Origin of the sequence: Staphylococcus simulans, assembly GCF_047037175.1 — a bacterium.
GTDB classification, from domain to species: Bacteria; Bacillota; Bacilli; order Staphylococcales; family Staphylococcaceae; genus Staphylococcus; species Staphylococcus simulans_C.
In genome coordinates, this window is the sequence record NZ_CP178241.1 from 1,618,579 (window position 1) to 1,636,183 (window position 17,605).

A 17,605-nucleotide genomic window follows, 5' to 3' on the forward strand; every position below is an offset into this window, starting at 1 on the left:
ACAAAATTATTATGTCTTATGTACAGATTTGCACATCATTTTTTGCCGTATTCTTTGACTAAATGATTCATCAATTCAGTCGCAGTTTCATCTTCAGAGACTTTAAACAATTCATCAGGTCTTAAGTTCGGGTCTTTATCATTATGATCTTTAGGTGCGAATCCTGATGATAGTGTGACTGGTTTGTCGGATTTAAATTGACATTCATAGACTTTACCGTCATCTGCGAATAAATATTTAGTAACAGGTTGGTTTAAGTCAGCTACTTTATCATAACCTTCAATGTTTGATAAATGCTTCGCATGTTCATCATAACCTGTTACACCTTGGTTAGAGTGATAGAACACGACCCCTACAAGATTATGGCGTTCAAAGGCTTTAGGCCCTGGTGCATCTTGATTGCTGACTTGCAGTTCACCTTTAGGTGTCATCGCATACCAGTCTCCAATAGAAATCTCACCTGCACCAAAGTAGCGATTAGACGTTGCTAAACCTTGTTGTTTCGCACGTTTCTCTGCCCACTTCATGACTTCTTGTTTTATTTTTTCTTGATCTTTATCAGATAATTTCTCTTTATTGATTTTAATGTCTTTCGTTGAGGCTGTAGGTTGTTGTAACTCTGTTGTTGTTTCTGTCTGAGCTTTAGCATCACTTGTTTTTTTCTCTTGTTGTCCGCTGCATCCTGTTAAAATCAAGCCTAAACTTGCGACTGCTGTTAGATATGTTAAAGTTTTTTTCATAAATCTTGCCTCCTATGTATATAGGCAGAGGACTCGTATCCTTTACGAGTCCCTGCCTTCGTCAAATGACGATTGATTGCATTATTATTTGTCTTTTGAAATACCGAATTGGTCAATAAGTGTCGCTGTTCTTGGTTCACCTTTACTCAGGTCACCTTGTAACTGATAAATCTTAACGATTAATTTATTACCTTTGACTTCATAGACTGCAAAGTTTTGTGCAGTTGAATCACGGTTATTTTCATGACTATCTTTGAATGCATCTGTTTTTTGAGGTTGTTCACCCACCGCAAATAAGTTGTTATATTCTTTGCGTTGTTTTTCAGTTAACCATTTTAAATCTGGTTGAACTTTTTTGATGTGATCTAATGGTTTGCTGTAGATGTCATCGTAGGCTTTTGTACCACCCGTGTTTGGTAAGACATACACAGAACCTTTTGGATTGTCATAGTATGTTACGCCGTCTTCGCCTTTAACTTGTTTTGCATCTTCAATTTTAGCATTCACAAAACTGTTTTTAGTTGAAGTATGTTGTAACACTTTTGTACGTGCTAACACATGGTCATGACCTTGTAATACTAAATCTACATCTAAATCATCAATTTCTTTTGTTAATTCTTTACGTAAAGCCATGATATCTTTATCAGTTAATGCATGGTATGACTTAGAATACATTGGTTTATGCATATTCAAGATAATCCATTTCGCACCATTTTTACGTGCTTTTTTGATATCTTTTTTAATCCATTCCATTTGTTTCTTACCGATGGCTTTACCTTCAGGGTTGTCTTTTCCTTTTTTATTATCATTGGTATTCGCAACTACCATGTGTGTGTTGTTGTAATCAAATGAGTAATAAGAGCCGCCTCTCATAGCATTGTTTGAGACAGGAACATTCATATGTCTGTTAAAGCGATCTAATAACTTACGCTTTTCATGTTTATCAAATGAATATTCATCATGGTTACCTGATGCTGGTGCTAAAGGTACCGACATTAATGATTGTTGTGAGCGATTTAGAATGTCATTCCATTCATCTTCAACTTGCGCATTTTCTACAAAGTCGCCTGTATGGATTGCAAAGTCTGGATTACCCGCTGTTTTTAATGCTTGTTTGATTGTATCTGCACCATACTCCGCTTCGTTACGCACATGTTCATTCCAGAATGCGTTTTGTGTATCAGTATATTGTACAAATTTAAAGCCGTCATCTTTTGAACCAGATGTTTTGAATTGACCTACTGCACTTTGTTCACCTGATTCACTACCTACTTTATAGAAGTAAGTCGTATTGGGTTTTAAACCTTTAGCATGTGCTTTGTAGTTGTACTCATCTACTGTACCAATAGACGCTTTACCATGTTGGTCACCTTTCGTCCATTCAGGACCGCCTACTGTCGCATCAGTGTAATAGCCATTAATTTTTTCTTTGCCGTCTTTGTCTTTCTTCACTTTACCATTATCGTCTTTTTCAACATCTGCGAAGATGAAATGGCCTGATGGGTCACGTTCGATATATTGAGAATCCACTTTTTTCGCTTCAGCTTTAAATGTTTTAGCGTCTTTAAAGTCTTCAGTCTCAGATACCCAAACTTGAGGCTTTTCAGCTTTGTCTGTTGTGAACCAGTTGAAAGCCATTTCTGTTTTAGTATCTCCATTAAAGTTTGTCATAATACGGTTAGGTTTATTGTTTTTAGGTACAGGTGCAACTTCTGGTTTGTCTTTCAGTAATTTAATACCTGCTTTGTTTTGTCCGACTTCTTGTGTTTCTTGACCTTTTTGATCAGCCGCAAATGTCGTATCTTGACCGACACCTGTTGCTAAAAATAACATTAAACTCGCCATGCTTCCTGCTGCAATTTTCTTGATGTACTTATGCTTCAATGGTTTTCCTCCAATATTTCATATGATTTATTCATCGTTGATTCATGAAACGCGATTTATAAGGATTATTTATCTTTTTGGATACCGAATTGGTCAATTAATTTAACTGTTCTTGGTTCACCTTTGCTGATGTCACCGCTTAATTGATAAATTTTGACGATTAATTTGTTGCCTTTCACTTCATAAACTGAGAAGTTTTGTTGTGATGAGTCACGGTTGTTTGAGTGGCTCGTATTAAAGGCATCTGTTTTTTGAGGTTGTTCACCCACCGCAAATAAGTTGTTGTATTCTTGACGTTGTTCTTCAGTTAACCATTTTAATTTTGGTTCGATTTTTTTGATGTGATCTAATGGTTTGCTGTAGATATCATCATAAGCTTTTGTACCACCAGTGTTAGGTAATACATAAACTGAACCTTTTGGATTGTCGTAATATGTTACGCCATCTTCACCTTTAACTTGTTTCGCATCTTCAATTTTTGCGTTAACGAAGCTGTTGCTTGTTGATGTATGTTGTAACATTTTAGTTCTAGCTAATACGTGGTCATGACCTTGTAACACTAAATCTACATCTAAGTCATCGACTTCTTTTGTTAACTCTGAACGTAATTTCATAATATCTTCATCTTCTAAAGCATGGTATGACTTAGAGTACATTGGTTTATGCAAGTCTAAGATAATCCATTTTGAGCCGTTTGCACGTGCTTTTTTGATGTCTTCTTTAATCCATTCCATTTGTTTTTTACCAATGGCTTTACCTTCTGGATTGTCTGGACCTTTTTTGTTGTCATTCGTATTAGCAACTACCATGTGTGTACCATTGTAATCAAATGAGTAGTAAGAACCACCGTTCACTGCGTTATTCGCTTTAGGCACGTTCACGTGACGGTTGAAACGGTCTAATAACTTTTTATCTTTTTCATTGAATGGATATTCATCATGGTTTCCAGCTGCTGGTGCGATGGCTAAAGACATGAATGATGGACGTGATTGATCGTAAATATCGCTCCACTCATCTTCTACTTGTGAGTTCTCAACGAAGTCGCCTGTATGCAATGCAAAGTTTGGATTGCCTGCAGTTTTAATTGCTTCAGCAATAGTGTTCGCACCGAATTTTGCTTCGTTACGTACGTGTTCATTCCAGTAAGCATTTTGTGTATCAGTATATTGTACGAATTTGAATGGATCACCTGCGTTACCAGAAGTTCTGAATGTACCGACTTGGCTTTGTTTGCCTTTTTTGCTGCCTACTTTGTAGTAGTACGTAGTGTTTGGTTTTAAACCTGTTGCTTTCGCTTTGTAGTTATATTCTTTAACGTTCATTAAAGAAGCTTTACCGTGTTGGTCACCGCTTGTCCATTCTGGACCGTTAGCACCTTTATCAGTGAAGTAACCTTTAATTTTAGGATTGCCATCTTTGTCTTTGACTGGCTTACCATTATCATCTTTTTCCACATCAGCGAAAATGAAGTGGCCAGAATGATCTCTTTCTATGTATTGAGAGTCCACTTGTTCTGCATCAGCTTTGAATGCTTTCGCATCTTTCATATTCTTAGATGTTGAAACCCAAACTTGTGGTTCTTCAGCTTTATCTGTAGTGAACCAGTTGAAGCCCATTTCAGTTTTAGTGTCGCCATTAAAGTTTGTCATGATACGGTTAGGACTGTTTTTCTTTTTAACCGGTGCAACTTTAGGTTTGTCTTTGAGTAATTTAATCCCTTGTTGTGCCTGTTGCGCTTGCGGTGCTGCTTGTGGAGTTGGTTTCCCACTTGCATCTGCTTGTGCTGCTCCTGTCGATAATAAAAGCATTAAACTTGCCATACTTCCTGCTACCATCTTAGTCATCTTAATATTCTTCAATGCGCTACCTCCAAAATTAGGTTGAAATTTAAAGGAAGTTTAAAATTTCATGTGACCACTTAACATTCAGTCTTATAAGCTCTTTACTTCCTCTCGATATAAATTGTAGCAACCTATCGTTAAGAAATTATTAATTCAATGTTAGAACTGTAAGATTAGTTTAAAGTATTAATTATTATTGATTACTTTATGTTTAAAGAAAAGATTGGGCACTTCCAAAAACCCAATCTTTCTTTTACGTTATGCTTATTTATCTTTTGAGATACCAAATTGATCAACGAGTGTCACAGTTCTTGGTTCACCTTTGCTTAAGTCACCATGTAATTGATAGACTTTCACAATCAGTTTGTTGCCTTTTACTTCATAAACTGTGAAGTTTTGTGCTGTAGAGTCACGGTTGTTTTCATGACTTTTGTTAAAGGCATCCGTTTTTTGCGGCTGTTCACCGAGCGCGAATAAGTTGTTGTATTCTTGACGTTGTGCTTCTGTCAACCAGCCTAATTTCGGACGTACTTTTTTAATGTGTTCTAGTGGTTTGCTGTAAATATCATCATAGGCTTTTGTACCGCCTGTATTTGGTAAGACATACACAGAACCTTTCGGATTGTCATAGTATTTCACACCATCAGCACCGACAATTTGTTTCGCGTCTTCAATTTTCGCATTAACGAAACTGCTTTTTGTTGATGTATGTTCCAATACTTTTGTACGTGCTAACACATGGTCATGACCTTGTAGCACTAAGTCTACATTTAAGTCATCAATTTCTTTTGTTAATTCATCACGTAATTTCATGATGTCTTTATCTTCTAAAGCATGATATGACTTAGAGTACATTGGTTTATGCATGCTTAAGACAATCCATTTCGCACCATTTGCGCGTGCTTTTTTAATATCTTCTTTAATCCAGTTGAATTGTGTTTGACCAATCGCTTTGCCTTCTGGATTATCTGGACCTTTTTTGTTGTCATTCGTGTTTGCGACAACCATATGCATGTTGTTGTAATCAAATGAGTAGTATGAGCCGCCGTTTACCGCATTGTTTGCTTTCGGTACATTCACGTGACGGTTAAACAGATCTAATACCTTTTTGTTGCTGTCTTCAAATGAATATTCATCGTGGTTTCCTGAAACAGCTACGATAGGTAATGACATGAATGATGGACGTGATTGACCATAGATATCATTCCATTCATCTTCTACTTGTGCAATTTGTACAAAGTCACCTGTGTGTAATGCAAAGTTAGGATTACCTGCTGTTTTAATCGCTTCTGCGATAGTATTCGCACCATATTTCGCTTCATTATTTACATGCTCATTCCAAAACGCATTTTGTGTATCAGTATATTGTACGAATTTGAAATTATCATTCGCTTGACCAGATGTTTTAAATGTTCCGACTTCACTTTGTTTACCGGCTTTAGCTCCTACTTTGTAGTAATATGTTGTATTTGGTTTTAAACCTGTAGCTTGTGCTTTATACACATATTCTTTCTCAACTTTAGGAATCGCTTTACCATGTTGGTTACCACTTGTCCATTCTGGTCCGCCTACATGTTCATCTGTATAATAGCCGTTAATTTTAGGTTTGCCGTTCTTGTCTTTAACTGGTTTCCCATCATCATTCTTTTCAATATCTTCAAAAATAATGTGGCCTGTTTTATCACGCTCAACGTATTTAGAATCTACTTGTTCAGCATTGGCCGCAAAGACTTTCGCATTTTTAAAGTCTTTAGTAGTAGAAACCCAAACTTGTGGCTGTTCAGCTTTATCCGTCGTAAACCAGTTAAATGCCATTTGTGTTTTTGTATCACCATTAATATTTGCGATGATACGGTTTGGTTTGTTCTTCTTAGGGATTGGAGCCACTTCTGGCTTTTCTTTCAATAACTTAATTTGACCTTTTTGTTGCGCAGCAGCTTTTGGTTGTTGTGTGACAGCTTGTTGACCTCCACCACTCGCATTAGCGTCATTAGCAACACCCGTTGCCAACAACAACATTAAACTCGCCATACTTCCTGCCGCAAATTTCTTGATGTACTTATTCTTCAAAGGCTTACCTCCAAAATATTCTTACTTGTATTAAAAGAAGTACGACTACACAACACTACAAAAATTCAAATTAATAATATAGCCCACTTCTCATTTCCTTTAAATCCTATTGTATCAGTCATATTTTAAGCTACTGTATGGAATTTGTTACTTTTGTAAATTTATTATTAAGTTGACCAAAATGAATAAAACCTCCCATATGAAAGTCATACGAGAGGTTTACTTAACCACTATACTTATTTAAATGTGTGTACGCGACCATTTTTAATTGTTGTTTTTACATGCATATCTTGATCTAATAAGACTAAATCTGCATCTTTACCTGCTTTAATACTACCTTTATAATCGTCTATACCTAACGCAATGGCTTGGTTTAAACTTGTTACACGCCACATTTCTTCAAGAGAAGCACCTGTGAAATCTATCATATTACGCAAGCCATCATTCATTTTTAAGATACTGCCAGCTAAAGCACCTGAGGCTAAACGCGCTTCTGAGCCTTTCACGATAACGTTTTGACCGCCTAAGTCATATTCACCGTCTGACATACCTTTCGCACGCATCGCATCTGTAATTAAATAAAAGCGTTTGTTTCCTTTCATGGTATAAGCAATTTTAACTGATGCTGGATGTGAGTGAATACCATCTGCGATTAATTCAGTGTGAATACCATCGTTAGTCCATGCGGCACCGAATTGTCCAGGTTCGCGATGTTGGAATGGTGTGCCCGCATTATAAAGATGAGTCACATGTTTTGCGCCATGTTCTACCGCTTCATTCACTTCATCAAAAGTCGCAACAGTATGCCCCATAGAGAAGATAATTTGATCTGATAATTTTTCCAATACTTCTTTCGCACCTTCCACTTCCGGTGCGAACGTAATCACTTTAATATTGCCATCCGCTTTCTGTTGGAAATGTTCAATCGCTTCGACTGAAGGACGTTGTACATATTTAGGATTTTGCGCCCCTACTTTATGTTCTGAAATAAATGGACCTTCTAAATGAACACCCGCAATTTCAGTCGCATTTTCTTTATCTTGAACTGCTTTATATTTCACAATGTTTTCTAAAGCACGATCAATATTTTCCACTGATTGAGTCATAGTTGTCGCAAGGAAAGATGTTGTCCCTTCAGATAATAATGATTCAGCTAAATGTTTCAAACCTTCAAACGAAGCATCCATCGCATCTTCACCATATCCACCATGAATATGAATATCAATAAACCCTGGTAAAACATATTGTCCTTGTGCATCTACTACTTCAAGATTGCCTTGATAGTCACCTTCACCAACCTCTGAAATTTTACCATCAGAAATTTTCACATAACCTTTATCTAAGACACCTGTTTCCGTATAAACTTTACCGTTTGTCACTACATATTCAGTCATTTTCTAACCTTCTTTATTCATATTATATATCATTGGTATTTTAACACAAAACAGCGTCTTCATTTTGAAAATTAATTTCATAACCAAGCATTAAAAAAGCAGAAGCCCCATAGACTTCTGCCATATATATACCTATATAAAAATACTTTGGATAATAACTAAAGTGACTGTACCTATCAGTAATGTATACACTAAAAATCTCACATCACTTTTCATTATTGATTGTTGCGAATCAGACTTTTAAGTTCCATTAAGCTTCTATCTAAATTGTCAATTTTATTCACTAAGCTTTCAAAATTTCTATTTTCAGATTCTCCGAGATATTTCAAGTCTATACTCATTAAGTTTTGATTCAGACTCATCTCTAACAACATGTTTTGCATTCGTCTTATTTCATCAGTTAAAAATTGTACTTCGTCATCCATCATTCCAGATCCTCTCTCATATTAATAATTAAGATTTTTGATTACTCTCATATACGCTAAATGAAAAACATTTAATTCCCATCAACTTAAAATCATTAATATGAAACCTGGCTAAGACGGCTGAACTCCAGCAAAATAAGGCATACGATGTAGATATTTCAAAGATTTTTTCATAGTTGTTACCGCCTTTCCTTATATTTAAACACTGAAGTACTTTCTAGTTCTTCTAGATATTTATTAATATAATTATACTACGATTCAATTCTTAATTCTATATCCAACTTGAATATTTACTTTACTATTTAGGTAAAATAAATGTCATCTTTTTTTACAAATTTGAGCCATATTAGGTAAATAAAAACCAAAAAAGCAATCTCCCTAATCCGTATGACTCACTTCACACTATTAAGGAGATTGTTTTTAAGGTTTATTTAATATGACTTCTCACAAAGTTTCCTGTTGATCCATTTAAAGCTTCTCCGCCAGCCATTTCAACTTTGGCATAATTGTATGGTGATGTCCCCCATAGGTTATAACCATATGTGCGTAATCCGTAAATACGATAATTGCCATCAACCATGACTGAACCGGATGCACCTGCACGGAATTTATCTTTAGTTTGTAGTTCTGTGCCATTTGAAGATTTTTGTATGAATTTTAATTTACTCCAGTAGGATTTTGTATTGTCTCCATTTTGCCATGGGTAACCTACTGAATAGAGATTACGGTTATAAGTTAAGTTGTTGATTTGAGCATTTGACGCAAGTGGTAGTGCTTGTGTATAGTTTGTCAGCTTTTCTTTAGTATAGACTAATGCGACATCAGCTTGTGGTACTTTGACGACTTTGGTTGCGTGAAAAGTAAATGTTTTATTCTGGCCGTCACGGTTTAAATCAAATGAAATATATTTTGGATTCGCTGCTGCACCTTTGGCATCATCTATAACGTGTGCATTAGTAATAACGGTATAAGGTCCTATGACAGTCCCTGTCCCCATACTGTCTTTACCTCTGCCTTTCCAACCATCTTTGTTGCTAATACGTCCTACTGCTTTGTATTTTCCTTTATATGCATTTGCGATATGTTTAATTTGTACTTCGTTATTAGAAATACGTTTTGTTTGAGGGTAGGCTTTTGACGCATTATAATCTGTCATCCCATTATAATAGTAACTGCCTGCTGCTAAAGTTTCTGTACTTGTTAATGTTAAGCCCGTCACAACCGCAAGTGATACAACTGCACTTTTAAATATTTGTTTCATGTTTATCCCCTTATGTTTTTTTCTCATTGTATCACACATACTGACAGCTGCATTCGCATGTTTTCAATAGTATCCCTTGGAAATAATACATAATTATTTTATAATATGAATTTAACGAACCATATAATATGCCAAAGCTCTTAGCCACTGTCATTAGTTAAGGGCTTCTTTAAGGTATGATTGGTGTTTATCATCTTTTCTATATTTGTTTAACCAATAAGTAAACAATGTGACAATACAACCATTTGTGGTTGAGAACTAAAACTGTTAAAAACCGTAGTGACAACGATTCGCTATTGCATTTTTAAGGTAAGTGATTTATGATGTGTTTGTAATACAAGGAAGTTATATTTTCAAGAATGAAAAAGTCAGTCCAATACGTTAACGCCTCGCTACACGAATAGTTAAAGTATTGAATATGATGACTTCCTGAAATGCTATGAATTAAATACTTTTCAATAAGTCCACTGGAAGTGCCTGTTCCTACAGGCTGAGATCTTTATAGTTGATAAGGAAATTCTTGGAACCTGATCTAGTTCACACTAGCGTAGGAAAGTGGCGTATTGTACGTTTAATGCGCTATTTTCTTATACGAAAATAGCGTTTTTTTATTGCTTTTTTATTCGCTTTTTTCTTGCGACTTATTGATAAAAGAAGGTGAATCTATCGTGTGGGTAGCGATAACGCCAAATGAACTCACAGAAACAATCATGTCACATTATGTTGAAATCGCGCCTGTGATTGATTGTCTGATTGTTAGGACAAATCAAGCTACACAAGCAGCCGATATTCAGGGCTTGTTAGATGCAGGATTTCCAAAAGATAAAATCACTGCGCATTCCAATATAAATGTGTTAGAAAATTTTGATTTACAACGTATTCATTTTAAAGAGATGGATGTACGTGCCTTTGATTTCAAAAGAAGCCATCCAGAGGTTTGTGTCAGTATGTCTACACATCATAAAGAGACCATTCAACAGGCTAAAGCACATGACTTGGATTATGTGCTATTCGGGCACCTTTTCAAAACCCGTTCTAAACCAGGTGTTCCGCCACGTACACTATCTGAAATCACAGATGCATTAAAAGTGAATATGCCTATCATCGCACTTGGCGGTATTAATAAAGAGACACGCACACAAGTGCCTCAAGGTTTTAGTGGCATCGCAGCCATTTCTTTCTTCTTACAACAAGATTTACACACATTACGTACCATCAAGGAAGGTGAACACTATGTATGATTTAGCCATTATTGGGGCAGGCGTCATCGGGATGTCTATCGCAAGACATCTTAAAGACAGCGGTTTGTCTATCGCACTCATTGATCGCGACATTGAAGGCAAACATGCTTCTTATAAAGCAGGCGGTATGTTAGGGGCACAAAATGAATTCAAAACAGATAGTCCCCTCTTTCGTTTAGCCCTTTCATCACGTGCGAAGTTCAACGCATTAAGTACAGAATTACTTTCAGAAACTGGCATAGATATTCAGTACCAACAAAACGGCTTGATTAAATTAGCTGCTTGCCCTGAAGATGTGCCTTCATTAAAAGAACAATATACATTTCTACATGCACATGATGAAGATGTACAAGATTTAACTGAGTCAGATTTAGCGTTGCTCACAAATCATCTGGTCAAAGGAACAGAAGCCATGATGTTTGTGCCGCATGACCATCAAGTCAATGCCAATCATTACACGAAAGCGTTACATGCCTCATTAGAAAATCATTCTAATATTGATCGTTTTACTCACACTAATGTCACTGCGATTCATCGTGTAGGTGAAGGGTATGATATCGAAGCTGAACGCAATGGACGTCGTACACTGACTAAAGCACATAAAGTCATTGAAGCAACAGGTGCATGGGCCGGCAATGTATCAGAACAGCCAGAAATTCAAGATGCGGTCAGCGGGGTTAAAGGCGAAGTCTTACTCGTTGAAAACGAAGACTTAGATTTAAAACAAACATTATTTATGACCAATGGATGTTATATCGTGCCTAAGCCGCCGCATCGTTTCTTAATCGGTGCCACAAGCTACTTTGATGATTACTCCGTCGGAGTATCCGAACAAGGTAAAACTTGGTTGCTTCAAGAAGCGATTGAACGTGTACCTGAACTTGCCAGCAGTAAAGAACTGAAATACTGGTCAGGCATTCGTCCATGGACTAAAGAAGAACAACCCATTATGGATGAAGTGAAAGACGGCATGTGGATTATTACCGGACACTACCGTAACGGCATCTTACTGTCACCTATCATTGGTGAATTAATGGCTGAATGGGTAATCACTGATCAACGCCCACAAGCACTCGAACCGTTTCAATTTGAACCAAGGAGGGAGATACATGAAATGCATCATTAATGGTGATCCGTTCACATTCGATTCGGAAGTGACGATTCAAGATATTCTAGATCATTTAGAACTCGATAAGAAACGTGTCATCGCAGAACACAACCAAAACTTAATACAACGTGAAGACTTCGCAAACCAAATGGTACGTGAAGATGATCGTTTAGAACTATTAGAATTTGTTGGAGGCGGATAATATGTTAAAAATTGGACCTTATGAAATGGAATCAAGATTATTACTCGGTACAGGTAAATTTGATAATGAAGATGTACAAACTAAAGCGATTGAAGCTTCAGGTACAAACGTCTTAACTTTTGCGGTACGTCGTATGAATTTATATGACAAAAATTTACCGAACCCACTTGCGAACGTAAACTTAAAAGACTTCGTAACTTTCCCGAATACTGCAGGCGCAAAAACGGTTGAAGAAGCTGTACGTATCGCAGAGATAGCTAAACATGCAGGTGTATGCGATATGATTAAAGTAGAGATCATCGGAGATGATGAAACATTATTACCTGATCCGATTGCCACTTATGAAGCATGTAAAATCTTATTAGAACGTGGTTACATTGTATGTCCTTATATCTCTGAAGACCCCGTTCTAGCCAAACGTCTAGAAGAACTCGGCGTCCATGCGGTGATGCCTTTAGCTTCACCAATTGGAACAGGTCGCGGTATCAACAACCCATTAAACCTAAGTTATATCATTAAGAATGCGAATGTACCGATTATTGTAGATGCAGGTATTGGTTCAGCGAAAGACGCAGCACAAGCGATGGAACTTGGTGCTGATGGTATCTTATTAAATTCTGCCGTATCACGCGCAAAAGACCCAGTTAAAATGGCTGAAGCGATGAAACTTGGCGTTGAAGCTGGCCGTTTAAGCTATGAAGCTGGTCGTATTCCAGTTAAATATACAGCACAAGCTTCAAGCCCTAGCGAAGGTTTAGGATTCTTATAATGCCAGAAGCATTTGATATCAATGCGCGCTATAGCCGTCAAACACGCTTTGCGCCATTTGGTCAACAAGGCCAACACCACCTTGAACAAACCCACGTCTTAGTCATGGGTGCTGGTGCACTCGGCAGTCATTTAGCTGAACAGCTCGTACGCATGGGTGTCGGCAAATTAACCATTGTAGATATGGATATCGTGGAAATTTCAAACTTGCATCGTCAAGCACTGTATGATGAAACCGATGCGCGAGAAATGCGCCCGAAAGTTTACGCATTAGCCGATAAATTAAAGGCCATTAACGCTCAAATCGACGTACAGCCTATCTATGAAGAAATCACATCGATGAATATTGAGACTATGATTCAAGACATTAACCCAGACATCTTGTTAGATGGTATGGATCACTTTGCGATTCGTTTCTTATTTAATGAAGTCTGTCATAAATTAAACTTGCCTTGGATTTATGGTGCAGCTGTTGGAGGCAAAGGTTCTGTATATGCGATTGATTATACAGGTCCTTGTTTACGCTGTTTTATGGAAGAAACACCAGAAACTGCGGAAAGCTGTGCGATTAACGGTGTCATTCCGCCGGTCATCATGCAGGTGGTCAGTTATCAAATCGCAGAGCTGATGCGTTTTGTCTCAGGCAAAGGTTTCTCAGGCAAATTGATTACTGTGTCACCATTTGAAATCAAACAACAAGCAATGGATGTCAGCCGATTAAAAAATCCTAATTGTACCGTTTGTGCACAAGGCCAGTATGCCTATTTAGGCCAACGTCAAACTAACGTAATCGAAGGCAGTTGTGGTGACACCTATGTCTTTCGATTCAAAGCGGATCATTTTGATAATGCCGACTTATTTCCGGGAGAAGTCCTAAAAGCCAACCCTTATGTCAAATTATTAAATGTGCATGGCTATGACGCAACTTTATTTAAAGACGGGCGTATGAATGTCCATCATATTGAAGATGAAGACACTGCAGAAGCACTTTATCGCACTCTATTAAAAGCAGTGAAATAGTAATAAACACACAGAAGTGTACACCTCAATCACGTGTACACTTCTTTTTTACTGTCTTCAACCATTATAAACCGCAAATTATTTAATCTCCTTATTTCTTCTAACTTACAAACATTTTCTTTCATTTATTCAAAGCACTTTGAGATAATATTAAGAAATAAGGAAAAATGATTTGAGTTCACTTAACTTATAGAATACAATAATACTGAATAATTATTAATTTAAGGGATGAGGATATGGAAAGAGAGAAGCGTCTTGATTTAATTAAATTACTATTAAAGAACAACAAGATTTCTACAGTACGTGAATTAGCTGAAATTATGGAAGAACAATATAACCTCATTTTCAGTATGACAACAGTCGCAAAAGATCTACAACATTTAAGAGTGACAAAAGTTCCGAATGGCTCAGCCCCTTCTTATTATGTATTGCCAGAGAAAAGCGAAGCGAATAGTTTTCGTGAGGCATTCAAAAAATATCGCGATGACAGTATTAATTCCATTATTGTTAAAGACAGCTATATCCTAATTAAAACCGAACCAGGATTTGCCCGCACGATTAATTACTGTATCGATCAAATGCACCTGCCGCATGTCCTTGGTACAGTCAGCGGAAATGATGTCATTATGATGCTGATGAAGTCACATGAAGAAGCAGAATACGTCAAATACTTATTGCTAAAACCTTAATGAGATAGAGGAAATTAAACAAAGAGAAGCGACATACTTACTTTGAATCAAAGTTTGTGTGTCGCTTCTCTCTATTTTATAAGGACTAGCTTACTGTCCTCTAAAATTAATTTCTATTAATAAGTCACATACATTAATAAGGTCCCTATTTACAATCTCTTCTTAATTATAATTATTGTACTTTTGTATGTACTTCGCAACAAAATTAAAACCCCCTTCATTTTTCACAAACAATATTTTTCTATATAAGTCGCGTAACATGTTGCACAACCTAATAACCTTATATTACAATATGAGTATCTAAAGTTAAGGAGACGACATCATGAAAAAATCAAAGCAATCCATGAGATTATTTGACACACAGCCACTTAGATCTGAAACTAGAAATAATTTCAAAAATAAAACTAAAGAACCAAGCCATCTTCAAAAATTCACTATGAGTGCAGCTAGCATACTTGCGCTTACTGGTATTGGTGCAAGCGTTGCTTCAAATACATTTCTTTCTCTAGAAGCTGAAATGTCTGGTATTTCACAAGCAAATGTTAATCCGTATCGCAATGTAGATGTTTTAAACTTAAATAATGCACGTTATGCCAATGATTTATTAGCCAAAACTGCCCAAAACAGTATCCAACATCAAGATAGCGAATTATATCAAAATGTAGTGAAAATCAATTCGTATTTAGATGGCTTCACTATTAATAACAACAAATCAAATCGTTTACAAATGACATATCGTGTATATAACGATATCCTTGCACACAAAAATGATTCTGAAAATATTTTAAGACTAAAATTAGCCCGATCTTATCAAAACGAATTAAAAGATGATATTTTAGAACAACACATCGATAAAACAATTACTCAAGAAATATATACTCTTTTAGCTCAACAACAAAACTTAACGCCAGAAAACGTTAAAGCCCAAACAACACCGGTTACAGGAAATGAACTTCAAAATTTAGAAACGTACCTATATGGTAAATATACAATACAATCTGTTAAAAATAACAATATTGTATACCAACCTGTAACTCCAGCTAAACAGACAAAAATAGTTCAACAAAATAAAGCAATAACTAAATCTGAAGTAAAAACTAATCAACAAAAGACACAACAAGCCTTACAACCGCAAAGTCCAGTAAATACAAAAACAACTGTTAAATCAGAAGCTAAAAAAGAAACTCCAGTAAAAGCTGAATCCAAAAAAGAAGAAACAGTAAAAACAGAAGTTAAACCTGCTAAAAAAGAAGAAGCAGTAAAAGCTGAATCTAAACCTGTGGAAAAAGCAGAAACAGTGAAACCTGTTGTAAAACAAGAAATAGCTAAACCTGTTGTAAAACAAGAAACAGCTAAACCTGTTGAACAAGCTAAACCTGCTGAACAAGCTAAACCTGCTGAACAAGCTAAACCTGCTGAACAAGCTAAACCTGTTGAACAAGCTAAACTTGCTGAACAAGCTAAACCTGTTGAACAAGCTAAACCTGTTGAACAAGCTAAACCTGCTGAACAAGCTAAACCTGCTGAACAAGCTAAACCAGTTGAACAAGCTAAACCAGCAGAAACTAAACCTGTTGAACAAGCTAAACCAGCAGAAGCTAAACCAACAGAAGCCAAACCAGCAGAAGCTAAACCAGCAGAAGCTAAACCAGCAGAAGCTAAACCTGCTGAACAAGCTAAACCAGCAGAAGCTAAACCTGTTGAACAAGCTAAACCAGCAGAAACAAAACCTGTTGAACAAGCTAAACCAGCAGAAACAAAACCTGTTGAACAAGCTAAACCAGCAGAAGCTAATAAACTACACAACAAATATGAAATCACATACGGCAAGGATGGTCGTATCATTAAAACACAAGACTTCATGAACACATTTAACGAGGCGGTCAAAAAAGCACCGAAAGACCGTACGGACGAAGAACGTGCCTTTTTACACAAAGAATGGTACGATAGAATGTCCCATGACCCGACAGCAAACGGTACGGTAGGGCATGACGCAGTAAAATTTGAAGAAGATATTTGGCAATAAGGTAAATAAGACGCAAGTTTTGCGTCTTATTTTTATGCGATTGTGCCAGACAACCTTTATCGTGTACAATAGAAGTAATCTTAAAAGTTAAACTTTTTTAAAGGTAAGATTTCTGTATTTAACAGGAGTTTTGCCTTTAAATTTATTTTACTTCTTACCTTATTGTAGTATTCAGTATATTTGTATATTTCTAATCCCAACTCTTCATAAGTACTAAATTCTTCTCCATAAATCCTCCCTTGCTTTAATAATCCGAAGAAATGCTTCAAAGGAGAACTATCATGACAATTAACTTTCCGTGACAAGCTTTGAAAATACGATAATTTTTAAGCGTTCCCACCTAAAATTTGTGCTGCTAGTGCCAACCCTATTCAGAATGAACTGTAGTTCGATAATTTAAAATCGAGATATTTCTAATAGCTTTATCTATAGTTTATATCGCCAAATCCTAAGTTAGATTTTTGCTTATAGGATAGGCAATAATTTCTTTTGAAAACACATCTAAACAGGTGATAAATAGCGTTTTATATTAGTATTATTGATATTGAATCAAGTAATTTCAGTTAATGATTTTTGATAAAATCTGTCAGACATGAATCTGCGATTCAGTAAATTTTTAGCGATTTTTCGAGTATTACCTTTATAAGAATTGTAACTTCTGCTTATATGACTGAACTTTTTATAAAAATGATTATTTTCCTTTGTCATCTCAAGACTTTCTTATGATTTATTTTATGACCCATTTCCTTAAGTCACAGGGTTATTCTGCGATAGACTACGCGATTATTATATTTTTCAATGCTTTGTTTCATTAATTTAATCAATGGAGCATCTTTTTCATCTTTTACGCCTATATAACATTTCCAATTATGATAGACACTTTTATCGATATTAGCCACTTCTAAAACGTGATTCAGCTGATATTTTTTCTCATAA

Annotated in this window: 16 protein-coding genes and 1 riboswitch; of the genes, 7 read left to right on the plus strand and 9 right to left on the minus strand. The window is 36.2% G+C overall.

The features are described 5' to 3' along the window. Positions 1-35: 35 nt before the first annotated feature. From ACFCT9_RS08150 to ACFCT9_RS08185, 8 genes are all read right to left on the minus strand, one after another. Positions 36-740 carry a hypothetical protein gene (locus tag ACFCT9_RS08150; protein ID WP_412518451.1) on the minus strand — a complete coding sequence of 235 codons (705 nt, stop codon included), beginning with the start codon at positions 738-740 and terminating at the stop codon, positions 36-38. Positions 741-824: 84 nt separating this feature from the next. Further along, positions 825-2,585: a metallophosphoesterase gene (locus ACFCT9_RS08155; protein WP_412521636.1), complete on the minus strand. Its 1,761-nt coding sequence runs from the start codon at positions 2,583-2,585 to the stop codon at positions 825-827. Positions 2,586-2,689: 104 nt separating this feature from the next. After that, entirely contained in the window at positions 2,690-4,468 is a 1,779-nt protein-coding gene (locus tag ACFCT9_RS08160; protein WP_412521637.1) for a metallophosphoesterase, read from the minus strand. 261 nt (positions 4,469-4,729) lie between these two features. Continuing rightward, positions 4,730-6,496 carry a metallophosphoesterase gene (locus ACFCT9_RS08165; RefSeq protein ID WP_412521638.1) on the minus strand — a complete coding sequence of 589 codons (1,767 nt, stop codon included), beginning with the start codon at positions 6,494-6,496 and terminating at the stop codon, positions 4,730-4,732. 275 nt (positions 6,497-6,771) lie between these two features. Continuing rightward, positions 6,772-7,929 carry an N-acetylglucosamine-6-phosphate deacetylase gene (gene nagA / locus ACFCT9_RS08170; RefSeq protein WP_412518453.1) on the minus strand — a complete coding sequence of 386 codons (1,158 nt, stop codon included), beginning with the start codon at positions 7,927-7,929 and terminating at the stop codon, positions 6,772-6,774. 215 nt (positions 7,930-8,144) lie between these two features. Continuing rightward, entirely contained in the window at positions 8,145-8,357 is a 213-nt protein-coding gene (locus ACFCT9_RS08175) for a hypothetical protein (RefSeq protein WP_412518455.1), read from the minus strand. A gap of 424 nt (positions 8,358-8,781) precedes the next feature. Next, positions 8,782-9,621: a trypsin-like serine peptidase gene (locus tag ACFCT9_RS08180; protein WP_412521639.1), complete on the minus strand. Its 840-nt coding sequence runs from the start codon at positions 9,619-9,621 to the stop codon at positions 8,782-8,784. Positions 9,622-9,768: 147 nt separating this feature from the next. Continuing rightward, on the minus strand, positions 9,769-9,843 hold the full coding sequence (locus ACFCT9_RS08185) for a hypothetical protein (protein ID WP_412521640.1): 75 nt from the start codon (positions 9,841-9,843) through the stop codon (positions 9,769-9,771). Positions 9,844-10,074: 231 nt separating this feature from the next. Continuing rightward, a riboswitch (TPP riboswitch) is annotated at positions 10,075-10,186 on the plus strand. Positions 10,187-10,283: 97 nt separating this feature from the next. Between ACFCT9_RS08185 and ACFCT9_RS08190 the strand changes: the two genes are divergently transcribed. The 7 genes from ACFCT9_RS08190 (at position 10,284) to ACFCT9_RS08220 (ending at position 16,669) form a co-directional block, all read left to right on the plus strand. Next, positions 10,284-10,856: a thiamine phosphate synthase gene (locus ACFCT9_RS08190; protein WP_412518457.1), complete on the plus strand. Its 573-nt coding sequence runs from the start codon at positions 10,284-10,286 to the stop codon at positions 10,854-10,856. After that, positions 10,849-11,982 carry an NAD(P)/FAD-dependent oxidoreductase gene (locus ACFCT9_RS08195; protein ID WP_412518459.1) on the plus strand — a complete coding sequence of 378 codons (1,134 nt, stop codon included), beginning with the start codon at positions 10,849-10,851 and terminating at the stop codon, positions 11,980-11,982. Before ACFCT9_RS08190 ends, ACFCT9_RS08195 begins: the two co-directional genes overlap by 8 nt. Beyond that, on the plus strand, positions 11,966-12,166 hold the full coding sequence (gene thiS / locus ACFCT9_RS08200; RefSeq protein WP_412518460.1) for a sulfur carrier protein ThiS: 201 nt from the start codon (positions 11,966-11,968) through the stop codon (positions 12,164-12,166). Before ACFCT9_RS08195 ends, thiS begins: the two co-directional genes overlap by 17 nt. 1 nt (position 12,167) lies before the next feature. Next, the gene (locus ACFCT9_RS08205; RefSeq protein WP_412518461.1) at positions 12,168-12,935 is read left to right on the plus strand and encodes a thiazole synthase; all 768 of its coding nucleotides are present in this window, start codon (positions 12,168-12,170) and stop codon (positions 12,933-12,935) included. Next, complete coding sequence (locus tag ACFCT9_RS08210; protein WP_412518462.1) at positions 12,935-13,954, plus strand: ThiF family adenylyltransferase; 1,020 nt, start codon at positions 12,935-12,937, stop codon at positions 13,952-13,954. The genes ACFCT9_RS08205 and ACFCT9_RS08210 overlap by 1 nt, the downstream gene beginning before the upstream one ends. Before the next feature lie 236 nt (positions 13,955-14,190). After that, positions 14,191-14,643, plus strand: coding sequence for an arginine repressor (locus ACFCT9_RS08215; RefSeq protein ID WP_412518464.1), 453 nt, complete (start codon positions 14,191-14,193; stop codon positions 14,641-14,643). 322 nt (positions 14,644-14,965) lie between these two features. After that, the gene (locus ACFCT9_RS08220) at positions 14,966-16,669 is read left to right on the plus strand and encodes a hypothetical protein (RefSeq protein ID WP_412518466.1); all 1,704 of its coding nucleotides are present in this window, start codon (positions 14,966-14,968) and stop codon (positions 16,667-16,669) included. An 80-nt stretch (positions 16,670-16,749) separates the two neighbouring features. Here ACFCT9_RS08220 and ACFCT9_RS08225 read toward each other — a convergent pair whose 3' ends face one another. Continuing rightward, the gene (locus ACFCT9_RS08225) at positions 16,750-16,974 is read right to left on the minus strand and encodes an IS3 family transposase (protein WP_412518467.1); all 225 of its coding nucleotides are present in this window, start codon (positions 16,972-16,974) and stop codon (positions 16,750-16,752) included. Between the last annotated feature and the right edge of the window lie 631 nt (positions 16,975-17,605).

What these genes read in the sequence shown, in the direction of transcription:
- ACFCT9_RS08150 (WP_412518451.1), bottom strand. Translation starts at nt 740, where the DNA reads ATGAAAAAAACTTTAACATATCTAACAGCAGTCGCAAGTTTAGGCTTG.
- ACFCT9_RS08155 (WP_412521636.1), bottom strand. Translation starts at nt 2,585, where the DNA reads ATGGCGAGTTTAATGTTATTTTTAGCAACAGGTGTCGGTCAAGATACG.
- ACFCT9_RS08160 (WP_412521637.1), bottom strand. Translation starts at nt 4,468, where the DNA reads ATGACTAAGATGGTAGCAGGAAGTATGGCAAGTTTAATGCTTTTATTA.
- ACFCT9_RS08165 (WP_412521638.1), bottom strand. Translation starts at nt 6,496, where the DNA reads ATGGCGAGTTTAATGTTGTTGTTGGCAACGGGTGTTGCTAATGACGCT.
- nagA (WP_412518453.1), bottom strand. Translation starts at nt 7,929, where the DNA reads ATGACTGAATATGTAGTGACAAACGGTAAAGTTTATACGGAAACAGGT.
- ACFCT9_RS08175 (WP_412518455.1), bottom strand. Translation starts at nt 8,357, where the DNA reads ATGATGGATGACGAAGTACAATTTTTAACTGATGAAATAAGACGAATG.
- ACFCT9_RS08195 (WP_412518459.1), top strand. Translation starts at nt 10,849, where the DNA reads ATGTATGATTTAGCCATTATTGGGGCAGGCGTCATCGGGATGTCTATC.
- thiS (WP_412518460.1), top strand. Translation starts at nt 11,966, where the DNA reads ATGAAATGCATCATTAATGGTGATCCGTTCACATTCGATTCGGAAGTG.
- ACFCT9_RS08205 (WP_412518461.1), top strand. Translation starts at nt 12,168, where the DNA reads ATGTTAAAAATTGGACCTTATGAAATGGAATCAAGATTATTACTCGGT.
- ACFCT9_RS08210 (WP_412518462.1), top strand. Translation starts at nt 12,935, where the DNA reads ATGCCAGAAGCATTTGATATCAATGCGCGCTATAGCCGTCAAACACGC.
- ACFCT9_RS08215 (WP_412518464.1), top strand. Translation starts at nt 14,191, where the DNA reads ATGGAAAGAGAGAAGCGTCTTGATTTAATTAAATTACTATTAAAGAAC.
- ACFCT9_RS08220 (WP_412518466.1), top strand. Translation starts at nt 14,966, where the DNA reads ATGAAAAAATCAAAGCAATCCATGAGATTATTTGACACACAGCCACTT.